Genomic DNA, 12,664 nt, shown 5'->3' with positions numbered 1-12,664 from the left:
CGCGAAACAGGCGATGCGGCCCTTTAGAAACCGAGTCGCCTCCGTCGCGGGCAAGCCTTGCTCCCGCGCGCTAACCGCCTACCACTTGTAATTCACACTGGCGACGACGTTGCGCTGATCGCCGTAGTAGCAATAAAAGCCATCGCAGGTGGACAGGTAGTCTTTGTTGAAAATGTTCTTCGCATCCACCGCCACCGAAACACCTTTGAGCGAATTGTTCAGGCGACCCAGGTCGTAATGGGCCGACGCGTCGTAAACGGTGTAGGAGCCGACATGGCCCCAGTCGGTGTTGGTGGTGTTGCCGTAGGTGTCGCCGACATAACGCACACCGGCGCCGACGCCAAAACCGTCGAGCGGGCCGTTGTGCCAGGTGTAATCGGCCCACGCGGTAGCCTGGTTACGCGGCACCTGAGCCATGCGCTTGCCTTTTTCAGCCGTCGTGCCTTTGGTGATTTCGCTATCGTTGTAGGTGTAGGAGCCGATCAGCTTGAGGTTGTCGGTTACATCGCCGGAGGCTTCCAGCTCCAGGCCGCGCACCTGAACTTCACCCACCTGGCGGGTGACGTTGTTTTCAGTCACGGAGTTGTTCTTCTGGGTCAGGTCGAACACTGCGGCGGTCAGCAGTGTCTTGGTGCCGGGTGGTTGGTACTTGATGCCGGCTTCGTATTGTTCACCTTCGGTGGGTTTGAACGCATCGGTGCTGTTGACGGTTGAACCCGCTGCTGCCTGGAAAGACTGGGCGAAGGAAATGTATGGCGTCACACCATTATCGAAGACGTAGCTCAGCGCCGCGTTGCCGCTGAATTTCTTGTCGCGTTGGGTGTTGGTTGCATCGTTCAGGTTGTGGAAAACGGTGCCGGTGTGAATCCAGTCTTCACGACCGCCCAATGCCAGGCGCCAATTGTCCAGGGCGATCTGGTCCTGAACGTACAGGCCGGTCTGGTGGGTCTTCTGGTTGTAGTCGTACATGGTGAAGTACTGGACGTTGGAGAAGTCCTGTCCGTAGACCGGGTTGTGGATGTTGCTGGTCGGTACGCCAGTCGAACCCCAATCCCAGCGCGAATTGCTGTTGGCGCGCTGGTGATCCAGGCCCAGCAACAGGGTGTGGCTCAACGCGCCAGTCTGGAAGTCGGCCTGGAAGTTGTTGTCCACGGCGAACTGACTGATGTCCTCGTCAACGACACTGGCACTGCGCTTGACCGTGCCATCGGCGCTCACCGCTTCGTCAGGACCCGCCGGCCAGAATTGCCCACCGGCGGAGATGCCTTGGGTTTCCAGGTCGCTCTTGGTGTAGCGCAGGTTCTGGCGGAACTGCCAGGTGTCGTTCAGGCGATGTTCAAAGGCATAGCCTAGGGCGTAGTAGGTGCGGTCATAGAATTCCCAGTCCGGGTCGCCCAGGTTCTTGTGATGGGAAATCCTGCCCGCCGCCGAGGCCAGTTTGGTGCCCTGCAATGGCAGGAATTGCCCGGTGATGCCAGTGTCGTCGCGGGTGTACTGGGACAGGAACGTCAGGCGCGTGTCGTCGTTGATGTTCCAGGTCAGGCTCGGGGCGAGGTTGTAGCGTTTGTCCGGGATGTGATCGACCTGGGAATTGCTGTCGCGCACGGTGCCGCTGACCCGATAAAGGAACTGGCCTTCGTCATCGACCTTGCCAGTGCTGTCGAAGTTGATCTGCTTGTGTTCGTAGCTGCCGGCCTGCAACTCGACTTCGTGGCTGCTCTCGGCTTGTGGGCGACGGCTAACCATATCGAGCATGCCGCCCGGGGGCGTCTGGCCGTAGACCGAAGAGGCCGGGCCGCGCAGCACGGCGATGCGTTCAAGGTTCCAGGGTTCGATCTTCGGCGTGATGTAGTTGCCCTTGGGCAGTGGCAGGCCATCGAGGAACTGGGTCGGTATGAAGCCACGCACCAGCAGCCAGTCGTTGCGCGAGTCCGAGCCGTAGCCGCTGCTCTGCACGCCAGCGGTGTAGCGCAGGGCGTCGTTGAGGTTGAGCACGGAGCGATCTTCCATCTGCTGGCGTGTCACCACGGACACCGAGCGTGGCAGTTCGACAATCGGCGTATCGGTCTTGGTGCCGGCGGCGGTGCGGGTGGCGACATAGCCTTCGGTCGGGCCCCACGCGGTTTCGCCGAAGCCGGCGCCAATCACGCTGGTTTCCGGCAGGACCATCACGCCTTCAGGCACGGCCACCAGGCTGTAGGTGCCGGCGCTGCTTTGTTCCAGTTGCAGGCCGGTACCACGCAGGGCCTCACGCAGTGCCCCGGTGGCATCGAACTGGCCTTGGACCGGCGCTGAAGTTTTGCCCGAGGCCAGGGACGGATTCAGGCTCAGGGCGAGGCCGGCCTGGCTGGCGATCTGGTTCAGGGTGCTGGCCAATGGCGCGGCGGGCAGGTTGTAGGTGCGCATACTCGTGGCCTGTTCGGCGGCCTGCAGCGGGCCGCTGGCGAGAGGAACGGCAAAGGCAATGGCAACGGCCAACAGGCTGGGGCGCAACAGGGTGTCTAGCGGGCGGGACATACGGCGGCTCCTGAATGGAAATATTTCTCAATTGCCTGAGTGCCGGATGAAAATTGAAAAGTGATAGAGGCTGGATGAAAATAATTTAGATTCAGTTTTCTGGCGGGTAGTCCAGCCTGGTTTTTGTGCTGAGGCGGTTGGCCCCATCGCGAGCAAGCTCGCTCGCACATTTGATCTTCAGTGAACCCCGCCTTGTGTACGCCGCGCTCTACTGTGAGAGCGAGCTTGCTCGCGATGGCGTCATCACTGACACGAGGTTCCTCAAGGCTTGGTATCGGTCCGCGGGCCCACCACCACCCACCACCGCGTGTGATGTTCGACCTGCACCGGCAAGGTCGGCAGCAGCGCGGTCAGGGCCAGGTCGGTGTCATGCAACGGAAAGCTGCCGGTGATGCGCAGGTCCGCCACCTGTGGCTCTACGCCCAAATAGCCGTGCCGGTAGCGCCCCAGTTCATGGACCAGATCTTCGAGGCGGGCGTTGTCCACCACCAGCATGCCGCGAGTCCAGGCATCGGCGCCGGGGCTCAGGGCCATCGTCGGCCCGAGACCGTCGCGGCGCATCAGCACCTGCTGGCCTTCGCGCAGGATCTGTTCGACATCCGTTGTCTGTGGATGCGCCGCTACCGCGGATTTCAACACGCTCAGACGCGTGCCTTGGTCCTCGCGCTTGACCAGGAACCGGGTGCCGAGGGCGCGCATGCTGCCTTCGCGGGTCTCGACGATAAACGGGCGCGGGTCGTTGTGACCGGTTTCCACCAGGATCTCGCCTTCCTGCAGGACGATGCGGCGCTGCTTGTCATCGAAACGCACGTCCAGGGCACTGTGGGTGTTGAGGTTGATCAGCGTGCCGTCTGCCAGGCGCAGGGTGCGTTGCTCGCCAGTGGCGGTACGTTGGTCGGCCAGCCAGTAATCCAGCGGCAGGTAACGCTCCCCGGCAAACAGCGCCAGGCCGATGACCGCGACAAGACTGGCCAGGCCGCTGCCCACTTTGCGGACCCGGCGGCGAATACTCACCCGTGATTGCAGCAACGCGGCCCTCGCCGGTCCACTGGCAACGCTGAAACGCTGGTCGAGCATGCCCAACTGCCGCCAGGCCCGGGCATGTTCTTCGTCCGCAGCATGCCAGCGGGCGAAGGCTTCGCGCTCCTGGGCGCTGCCGCTGCCTGAGTCCAGCGACAACTGCCAGGCTATGGCCGCATCCAGCACGCTGGCCGAGACCGGTTTGCCATGGGCCGGGCTCATGTTGGCTCACCGTAAAGCGCGATATAGCACTGCCGAATGCCCTGGGCCAGATACTGCCGTACCCGTGGCACCGAAACCCCCAGGCGCTCGGCGATTTCGGCGTGGCCGAGGCCGTCGAGGCGGTTATACAGGAACGCCGCGCGGGCTTTGCTCGACAGTTGGCCGAGCAGGCGATCGATATGCTTGAGGTCTTCGAGGATGATCTGCTGTTCTTCCACGGATGGCTGTTCGGCCTCGGGAATCAGCATCAGCTCGCTGAGGTAAGCCTGCTCCACCGCCGCACGCCGGAAATAATCGAACAGCAACCCCTTGGCGATTGCCACCAGGAACGCCCGGGGCTCGCGGGGCGCTTTGAACTCCTCCCGGCCCAGCAGGCGCACGAAGGTGTCCTGGCTCAAGTCCTCGGCCCGTTGCGCACAGGCGACATTGCGTCGCAACCATGCCAATAGCCAACCGCGATGGTCACGGTATAACGCACCAACCAGATCGCTGTGAGGGCTAGGGACTGACGACACGGAGCATCACCGACGTTTTAAGTAACGAGAATTGTTCGCGATTGTGGCAGAGGCGAGGGAAAGAAAGCAATTGGCACTGGTCGGAGCAGCCGTGGCGGGGGAGTGTGACAAGCAACGCAGCCCCATGTGGGAGCGAGCTTGCTCGCGATAGCGGAGTATCAATCAACATCAATGCCACTGATTCACCGCTATCGCGAGCAAGCTCGCTCCCGCAGGAGGGCTTTGTGTTCTCAAGTCTTCTAAAGCGAAGGTGCCTGCTGCCGCCGTTTCCACTGGCCCAACCGCTGTTGCAGGTCAAGCGGGCTCTGGATCTGCTGTTGGCGGGCACGGCTGAACAGGATCAACGCCAGTTCGGCGGTGGCCAAGGCGTCGGCACTGGCGTTGTGGCGGTCGAAGACTTGCAGCTTGAACCAGTCGATCCACTCATCCAGGCCGGCCTTGCGCAGATTGGCCTGGGGGCAAAGCATCGGCGCCAGGTCGGCCACGTCCAGGAACGCATGCTGCAAGCGATACCCCAGGTAATCCTTCAAGGCCCGCCCGAGCATGTGGGAGTCGAATGGCGCATGAAAGGCCAGCAGCGGACTGTCGCCGACGAATTCCATGAACGCCAGCAGCGCCTCGGCCGGGTCGCTGCCGGCGGCAATGGCGCTGGGCGCCAGGCCGTGGATCAACACGCTCGGCCCGAGCTTCTGCTTGTCGCATTGCAAGGTGCGTTCGAACTGCTGGCTGAAATCGATAGCGCCGTCTTCGATCACCACTGCACCGATGGACAGCACCTGGTCCTTGTTCAGGTTCAAGCCGGTGGTTTCCAGGTCCAGCACCACCCAGCGCTGTTCCCGCAAACTGCGTTCATCCAGTGGCGAGGGGGCGGGCAGGCGTTCCAGGCGCTGCTGCAACATCGGCGGCAACATCGGCTGGGCCGGGCGTAGCCAGGAAAAAATGCTCACAACTGGTACCTCACCGCCAGGCTGCTTTGCAGGCGTTGGGCCTGGCGCAGGGATTCGCGCAGGATACGCCGGTCCAGGTGATTGAGGCTGTCAGGGTCGACACGATTGGAATAGGGCAGGTTCTCGCGGGTTTGCAATTGATGTTGTTGCATGCGGGTCTGCTGGATGAAGTGGTAGGCCTCTTCATAAGCCGCGCCATCGAGCGGTTCGATCACTTCCTTGACGACCAGTTGCCGCAAGCGCTCCAAAGTATTGATGGCTTCGATGCCATTGGCCAGCGCGAGCAAACGGGCGCCGTCGACGAAGGGCGTGAGGCCCTGCACCTTCAAGTCGAGGGTCGCTTTTTCACCATTCTTGCGGCTCAGAACGAAATCCCTGAAGCGTCCTACCGGCGGGCGATGGCGCAGCGCGTTCTCGGCCAGCATGCGCTGGAACAAACGGTTATCGGCTACTTGTGCAAGCACCTGTTGGCGCAGTTGTTCGCAGCCCTGCTCATCGCCCCAGACCACCCGCAAGTCGAAATAGATGCTCGAACCCAGCAGGTTTTCCGGTGTGGCTTCACGAATGAATGCCGCAAAGCGCCGGGCCCATTCGGCGCGGGACAGGCACAGCTCGGGGTTGCTGGCCATGATGTTGCCCTTGCACAAGGTGAAGCCACACAAGGCCAGGCTCTGGTTGATCTGCTGGGCGATGGGCAGCAGCAACCCGCGGATCTGCGCCGCATGGGCCGCGTCCCGCGCTTCGAACAGAATGCCGTTGTCCTGGTCGGTGTGCAGGGTCTGCTCGCGCCGGCCTTCACTGCCAAAGCACAACCAACTGAACGCAACGCCCGGGTCGCCCTTGTCGGCCAGGGTCAACTCGATGACTCGGCACACGGTGTGGTCGTTGAGCAGGGTGATGATATGGGTGATCTGGGTCGACGACGCGCCGTGGGCCAGCATGCGCTCCACCAGTTGGCCGATTTCGCCGCGCAGGGCCACCAGGTTTTCCACTTTTGGTGCGCTGCGAATGGTCCGGGCCAGGTGCACCAGGTCAACCCGTTGCAGGGAAAACAGATCGCGCTCCGACACCACGCCACACAGGCGCTGATCCTTGACCAGGCAGACATGGGCGATGTGCCGTTCGGTCATGGCGATGGCGGCGTCGAAGGCGCTGTGGTCCGGCGAGAGGTAAAAAGGTGTCTGGGTCATGTGCGCCGCGATGGGCTGGGAAAAGTCCCCAGAACCGTCGGCCACTACATGCCTGAGGTCGCGCAGAGTGAAAATCCCCAGCGGGGCTTTGTGCTCATTCACCACCACGATGCTGCCAACCTGTTGCTCGTGCATCAACTTCACGGCTTCGCGCAGCGGTGTGTCCGGGCTGCAACTCACCGGATGACGCATCGCCAGTTCACCCAAGCGTGTATTGAGGGAGTATTGCGTGCCCAGGGTTTGCGCGGACTTTTGCTGGACCTGCTGGTTGACCTGGTCGAGCAGGCTGCTCACTCCGCGCAGGGCGAAGTCGCGAAACGGGCCGGACAGGGCGAACAGCTTGATGAAGGCCTGCTTGTTCAATTGCAGGCAGAACGTGTCTTCGCCGGCCCGGTGCTCGGTACGGGTGGCCCGCTCGCCCAGCAGCGCAGCAAGGGGGAAACATTCGCCGGTGGTGATTTCGAAGGTGGTCTCGGTCCCGCCCTTGGCCGTATGCGGACGTTCGCCCACCACCCGGCCCTGCTTGACGATGTAAAAGTGCTCCACTGGCCCGTCGGCCGGTTTGATGATGCTTTCGCCGGGCGCATAAAAACGCAGCAGGCATTGCTCCACCAGGTAGGCCAGGTGGGCATTTTCCATTTGATTGAACGGAGGGAAACGCTGGAGAAACTGCAGTGTCCCCTGGATGTTTTGCAACACCGCGGTTTTCCCTGCCTGGATGAAAGCGTCCGCTTTTTTCATAACTGTTACGCAGCTTTTTCGAATTGTTGTGGTCGGAACTGTTCTCCATGGTCGGCCCCTCAGCGTGGGGTGCCCATTGGACGTAAGTCTAGGTCGCCGAATAGGGGCCGAACTTACGGAAAAATCCCAGGCCAGGTGTCAGAGAAATCTTCATTAAATGTTCTTGGAAAAAAATCCGACGAAGTGCACATTGAAGCGCTGCCGAACGATGTCTGACCACTGTGCCAGGGGATCGATTTAAAGAACTTAGAGAGCATCATGTCCGACCACGATATTTTGAGTGACGACGAGCGCGAGGCGCTGAGTGCCGTCATGCTGGAACCTGACCTGCCGCCGCAGCGCGTCTTGATCGTCGATGACGACAAGGACGCTCGCGAGTTGCTGTCGGAGATTCTGGCGCTGGACGGGATTCACTGCATGACCGCGGCCAGTGGCGAGACGGCACTCAAGATGCTGGAAACCAAGCCGTCGATAGGGCTGCTGATCACCGATCTGCGCATGGGTAACGTCGATGGCCTTGAACTGGTTCGCCTGGTACGCGAGTCGGAGCGGGCAGCGCTGCCGATCATCATCGTGTCCGGCGACGCCGACGTGAAGGACGCCATCGAAGCCATGCACCTGAGCGTGGTGGATTTCTTGCTCAAGCCTATCGATACCGAAAAGTTGCTGGGCTTGGTCAAGCATGAGTTGGGGGTGGATCTCTAAAATCACTTGCCGAATCGGGGCCTAGTGGCGAGGGGATTTATCGAAACGTCGCCCCCCCGCTGGGTTGCGTTGCAACCCTGAAGCTACCGGCTCGGTGTGTCAGATTGACTGAGTTCAGCTCTTTTGGGTTGCTGCGCAGCCAGCGGGGATAGATCCCCCGCCACAAAAGCAGTGCTTGGCAAATACCTTCACTTGTAATGAAAAAGCCCTGATCTTTCGACCAGGGCTTTTTTCATTGCATCACTGCCGCTCAATCACAAACCATTGGCGGCCTTGAACTCGCGACGACGACGGTGCAGCACCGGCTCGGTGTAGCCGTTAGGCTGCTTCGTGCCTTCAATCACCAGTTCGACCGCCGCCTGGAAAGCGATGTTGCTGTCGAAGTCCGGCGCCAGCGGACGGTACAACGGGTCGCTGGCATTCTGGCGGTCCACCACCGGCGCCATGCGCTTGAGGCTTTCCATCACTTGGTCTTGGGTGACGATGCCGTGGCGCAGCCAGTTGGCGATGTGCTGGCTGGAGATACGCAGCGTCGCACGGTCTTCCATCAGGCCGATGTCGTTGATGTCCGGCACCTTGGAGCAGCCAACGCCCTGGTCGATCCAGCGCACCACGTAGCCAAGGATGCCCTGGGCGTTGTTGTCCAGTTCATTCTTGATCTGCTCCGGCGTCCAGCTCGGATTGACGGCCAGCGGGATGGTCAGGATGTCGTCCACCGAAGCGCGTGCCCGCTTGGCCAGTTCGGCCTGGCGAGCGAACACATCGACCTTGTGGTAATGCAGCGCGTGCAGGGCAGCAGCGGTCGGCGACGGTACCCACGCGGTGTTGGCGCCGGCCATTGGATGGGCGATTTTCTGTTCGAGCATCGCCGCCATCAGGTCCGGCATGGCCCACATGCCCTTGCCGATCTGTGCGCGACCTTGCAGTCCGGTGCTCAGGCCGATGTCGACGTTCCAGTTTTCGTACGCGGCGATCCACTTCTCGGCTTTCATGTCAGCCTTGCGCACCATCGGGCCGGCTTCCATGGAGGTGTGGATTTCGTCGCCGGTGCGGTCGAGGAAACCGGTGTTGATGAACACCACGCGCTCGCTGGCGGCCTTGATGCAGGCCTTGAGGTTGACCGTAGTCCGGCGCTCCTCGTCCATGATCCCGACCTTGAGGGTGTTGCGCGGCAGGTTCAGCACGTCTTCAACGCGACCGAACAGCTCGTTGGTGAACGCCGCTTCTTCCGGACCGTGCATCTTCGGCTTGACGATGTACACCGAACCGGTGCGGCTGTTGCGCCGCGACGTGTTGCCGTTGAGGCTGTGGATCGCCGCCAGGCTGGTGATCAGGCCATCGAGGATGCCTTCCGGCACTTCGTTGCCATGCTGGTCCAGGATCGCGTCGATGGTCATCAGGTGGCCGACGTTACGTACGAACAACAGCGAACGGCCGTGCAGGGTCACGCTCGAACCGTCGACAGTGGTGTAGACGCGGTCGGCGTTCATGGTGCGGGTGAAGGTCTGGCCGCCTTTGGCGACTTCTTCAGCCAGGTCGCCTTTCATCAGGCCGAGCCAATTGCGGTAGATCACCACTTTGTCATCGGCATCGACGGCAGCCACCGAGTCTTCGCAGTCCATGATGGTGGTCAGCGCGGCCTCCATCAGGATGTCTTTGACGCCGGCGGCGTCGGTCTGGCCAACCGGAGTGCTGGCGTCGATCTGGATTTCGAAGTGCAGGCCGTTGTGCTTCAGCAGCACGGCGGTGGGGGCCGCGGCGTCGCCCTGGAAGCCAATCAGTTGGGCATCGTCACGCAGGCCGCTGTTGCTGCCGCCCTTGAGGGCGATTACCAGTTTGCCGTCGACGATCTTGTAACCGGTGGCATCGACATGGGAGCCGGCCGCCAGCGGTGCCGCTTCGTCGAGGAAGGCGCGGGCAAAGGCGATGACCTTGTCGCCGCGAACCTTGTTGTAGCCTTTGCCTTTCTGCGCGCCGTCGGCTTCGCTGATGGCGTCGGTGCCGTACAGTGCGTCATACAGCGAACCCCAACGGGCGTTCGAGGCGTTGAGGGCGAAGCGGGCGTTCATCACCGGCACCACCAGCTGCGGGCCGGCCATGCGGGCAATTTCGTCATCGACATTTTGCGTCGTGGCCTGGAAATCCGCCGCTTCTGGCAGCAGGTATCCAATGTCTTGCAGGAAGGCTTTGTAAGCCACGGCGTCGTGGGCCTGGCCGGCACGAGCCTGGTGCCAGGCGTCGATCCGCGCCTGGAAATCGTCGCGTTTGGCGAGTAGGGCTTTGTTCTTCGGCGCCAGGTCATGGATGACCTTGTCAGCACCGGCCCAGAACGCGTCGGCGGTGAGGCCGGTTCCGGGAATGGCTTCGTTATTCACGAAGTCGAACAGGACTTTGGCGACCTTAAGGCCACCGACTTGAACGTGTTCAGTCATTGCTTGCCTCACTCTGCTCAGCTATTTCGCTTTTCAGCTCTTCGATTTTGACAATGAAGCCTCGGGACATTTAAACCACAAACCCCGGAACCAGTACATGCCATCGCTGGCGGCTGGGTGTTAAGCCTTGCTGACGGGGCTTTTCAGGGATGCGACTGGCCTTAAGCAGACATCGCTTCAACGTTATGTAGTGCTCGCTGCGGCATACTACATGATCAATTGGGCTTGTGAAAATTAGACTAATTGCGTCGTTCCGCGACCGACTAAAGCAGTACAGTCACGACGAGGCATGGGATGTTCTCAAAAAACCAACAGATTGTTCCAGATAAATCTTGATGTTTGTACACGATGTATCTGTTGTCATCCTGTGGGAGCAAAGCTTGCTCGCGATGACAGTAACTCGATCCCACTGGAACCGAGGTGCCTGTATCGCGAGCAAGCTTTGCTCCTACAGGGGTGAGGTATAAATCCTCAGGCCCACAGTCTGCTCGCGATCACCTGCCTATACTGTTTCTTCCACAACAAGAGGGCTGCGCCATGGACCACCTCGTCATCACTGTTTTCGCCCCGGACCAGCCCGGGCAGGTCGAGCGCATTGCCGACTGCATCGCCGCGCACGGCGGTAACTGGCTGGAAAGCCGCATGTCGCACCTGGCTGGGCAATTTGCCGGGATCCTGCGCCTCAGCGTCCCGGCCGAGTCCCAGGGAGAACTGATCGAAGCCTTGCAGGGGCTGTCGACCCAGGGTATCCGCGTGTTGATCGCCGAAAGCGCCCTTGAAGAATCCTGCAGCTGGAAACCCATCGCCATGGAACTGGTGGGCAATGATCGCCCTGGCATCGTGCGCGACATTACCCGGTTGTTGAGCGAGCAGGGCGTAAACGTCGAGCGACTGGTGACCCATGTTCGCCCGGCACCGATGAGCAGTGAGTTGCTGTTCCATGCCGAAGCGATCTTGGGCGTGCCGTTGACCCTGTCGCTGGACACCCTGCAGGAGCGCCTGGAAACCCTGGCCGATGAATTGATGGTAGAGCTCAAACTCAGCGACGAAGCGTGAGGCGGGTTATCCAAGGAAAAGTTGTGCCTGCCTGTGGATAACCTGTAGAGACCCGGCGCCAGCCCAAGCCTGCCGGGCTTCGACGGGGAATGATCAAAAAACCATCAGTTTTCAAGGGCTTGTGCACAAACGGCGGGGATCACGCTGTGGATAACCTTGGGAAAGATCAGTGCAGGCCACGTCAGGCGTGGCCTGTGGAGAGTTGTGCAATATTTGATCAGGCGCGCCGACGCATGCTGATCACGGCGTCGACGCTGTACACCGCAAGCCCAGCCCAGATAAACAGGAACGCCACCAGCGTGCTGGACGACAGGTGCTCACCGAACAGCGTCACGGCAAGCAACAGCACCAGCGTCGGCGCGATGTACTGGAGAAATCCCAACGTGGTGTAGGGCAGATGCCGCGCCGCGGCGTTGAAACACACCAGCGGAACCAGCGTCACAGGGCCGGCCGCTACCAGCCACCAGGCTTCGGAGGTGGTCCAGAATGCTGGTTGGGCACTGGTGGCCGTCGGGTTGAACAGCAACCAGGCAATGGCAATCGGTACCAGCATCCAGGTTTCCACCACCAGGCCCGGCAAGGCCTTGACGGGCGCCTGCTTGCGGATCAGCCCATAGAAACCGAAGGTCAGCGCCAGCACCAGAGACACCCACGGCAGGCTGCCCACTTGCCAGACCTGCTGCGCCACACCGACCGCTGCCAGCCCCACCGCCAGCCACTGCATGCGCCGCAGCCGCTCACCCAGGATCAACATGCCCAGCAGTACGTTCACCAGCGGGTTGATGTAATAACCCAGGCTCGCCTCAAGCATGCGCTCGTTGTTCACCGCCCACACGTAGGTCAGCCAGTTGGCCGCGATCAGCGTGCCACTCAGGGCCAGAATCGCCAGCCGACGTGGGTTGTCCCGCAGTTCACGCCACCAGCCCGGGTGTTTCCAGACCATCAGCAATGCCGCGCCGAACAGCGCCGACCACAGCACCCGGTGGATGATGATTTCCACGGACGGCACGCTGGCGATGGCTTTGAAATAGATCGGGAACAGACCCCAGATGATGTAGGCACTCAGGCCCAGGATATACCCGCGACGCGGGTTGGCGGCTTGCATGCAGAATCCTTGCTTAGGCAGCTAACAAAAGAGTGATTGTAAGGAGATTTGTCAGGTTGTGCTGGAGCCTTTGTGAGGGTTCCAATCGCAAATCCCTTGTGGGAGCGAGCTTGCTCGCGATAGCGGTATGCCTGCCGACAGAGGTGTCGAATGTTCAATTGCTATCGCGAGCAGGCTCGCTCCCACAGGGGCCAGGGTATTGTTGGGACCAAGC

At 61.1% G+C, this 12,664-nt stretch carries 9 protein-coding genes; 2 read left to right on the top strand and 7 right to left on the bottom strand.

Going from position 1 to position 12,664, the window contains the following annotated elements; genetic code table 11:
- Window positions 1-78: 78 nt before the first annotated feature.
- From SGN16_RS26950 to SGN16_RS26930, 5 genes are all read right to left on the bottom strand, one after another.
- Complete coding sequence (locus SGN16_RS26950) at window positions 79-2,517, bottom strand: TonB-dependent siderophore receptor (RefSeq protein ID WP_335945426.1); 2,439 nt, start codon at window positions 2,515-2,517, stop codon at window positions 79-81.
- A 261-nt stretch (window positions 2,518-2,778) separates the two neighbouring features.
- A complete protein-coding gene (locus SGN16_RS26945; RefSeq protein WP_335945427.1) occupies window positions 2,779-3,759 on the bottom strand; it encodes a FecR family protein in 981 nt (326 codons plus the stop codon).
- Entirely contained in the window at window positions 3,756-4,274 is a 519-nt protein-coding gene (locus SGN16_RS26940) for an RNA polymerase sigma factor (protein ID WP_335945428.1), read from the bottom strand. Before SGN16_RS26940 ends, SGN16_RS26945 begins: the two co-directional genes overlap by 4 nt.
- 239 nt (window positions 4,275-4,513) lie before the next feature.
- Window positions 4,514-5,221: a 3'-5' exonuclease gene (locus SGN16_RS26935; RefSeq protein ID WP_335945429.1), complete on the bottom strand. Its 708-nt coding sequence runs from the start codon at window positions 5,219-5,221 to the stop codon at window positions 4,514-4,516.
- Window positions 5,218-7,152, bottom strand: a complete 1,935-nt coding sequence (locus SGN16_RS26930) for a putative nucleotidyltransferase substrate binding domain-containing protein (protein ID WP_335945430.1) — start codon at window positions 7,150-7,152, stop codon at window positions 5,218-5,220. The genes SGN16_RS26935 and SGN16_RS26930 overlap by 4 nt, the downstream gene beginning before the upstream one ends.
- A gap of 258 nt (window positions 7,153-7,410) precedes the next feature.
- On the opposite strand from SGN16_RS26930, the gene SGN16_RS26925 reads away from it, so the two are divergent.
- A complete protein-coding gene (locus tag SGN16_RS26925) occupies window positions 7,411-7,857 on the top strand; it encodes a response regulator (RefSeq protein ID WP_210641553.1) in 447 nt (148 codons plus the stop codon).
- Window positions 7,858-8,111: 254 nt separating this feature from the next.
- Here SGN16_RS26925 and SGN16_RS26920 read toward each other — a convergent pair whose 3' ends face one another.
- Window positions 8,112-10,289 carry a malate synthase G gene (locus tag SGN16_RS26920; RefSeq protein ID WP_210641551.1) on the bottom strand — a complete coding sequence of 726 codons (2,178 nt, stop codon included), beginning with the start codon at window positions 10,287-10,289 and terminating at the stop codon, window positions 8,112-8,114.
- A gap of 537 nt (window positions 10,290-10,826) precedes the next feature.
- Between SGN16_RS26920 and SGN16_RS26915 the strand changes: the two genes are divergently transcribed.
- On the top strand, window positions 10,827-11,345 hold the full coding sequence (locus SGN16_RS26915; protein ID WP_210641549.1) for an ACT domain-containing protein: 519 nt from the start codon (window positions 10,827-10,829) through the stop codon (window positions 11,343-11,345).
- Window positions 11,346-11,562: 217 nt separating this feature from the next.
- On the opposite strand, the gene rarD is transcribed toward SGN16_RS26915, so the two are convergent.
- Entirely contained in the window at window positions 11,563-12,450 is an 888-nt protein-coding gene (gene rarD, locus SGN16_RS26910) for an EamA family transporter RarD (RefSeq protein ID WP_135847503.1), read from the bottom strand.
- Window positions 12,451-12,664: the final 214 nt, after the last annotated feature.

Source organism: Pseudomonas sp. G166 (assembly GCF_037027455.2).
In the GTDB taxonomy this organism is placed as follows: domain Bacteria; phylum Pseudomonadota; class Gammaproteobacteria; order Pseudomonadales; family Pseudomonadaceae; genus Aquipseudomonas.
The sequence above is the reverse complement of the archived record's forward strand: the minus strand, read 5'-3'. Positions and strand labels throughout refer to the sequence as shown.

What these genes read in the sequence shown, in the direction of transcription:
- SGN16_RS26950 (WP_335945426.1), bottom strand. Translation starts at nt 2,517, where the DNA reads ATGTCCCGCCCGCTAGACACCCTGTTGCGCCCCAGCCTGTTGGCCGTT.
- SGN16_RS26945 (WP_335945427.1), bottom strand. Translation starts at nt 3,759, where the DNA reads ATGAGCCCGGCCCATGGCAAACCGGTCTCGGCCAGCGTGCTGGATGCG.
- SGN16_RS26930 (WP_335945430.1), bottom strand. Translation starts at nt 7,152, where the DNA reads ATGAAAAAAGCGGACGCTTTCATCCAGGCAGGGAAAACCGCGGTGTTG.
- SGN16_RS26925 (WP_210641553.1), top strand. Translation starts at nt 7,411, where the DNA reads ATGTCCGACCACGATATTTTGAGTGACGACGAGCGCGAGGCGCTGAGT.
- SGN16_RS26920 (WP_210641551.1), bottom strand. Translation starts at nt 10,289, where the DNA reads ATGACTGAACACGTTCAAGTCGGTGGCCTTAAGGTCGCCAAAGTCCTG.
- SGN16_RS26915 (WP_210641549.1), top strand. Translation starts at nt 10,827, where the DNA reads ATGGACCACCTCGTCATCACTGTTTTCGCCCCGGACCAGCCCGGGCAG.
- rarD (WP_135847503.1), bottom strand. Translation starts at nt 12,450, where the DNA reads ATGCAAGCCGCCAACCCGCGTCGCGGGTATATCCTGGGCCTGAGTGCC.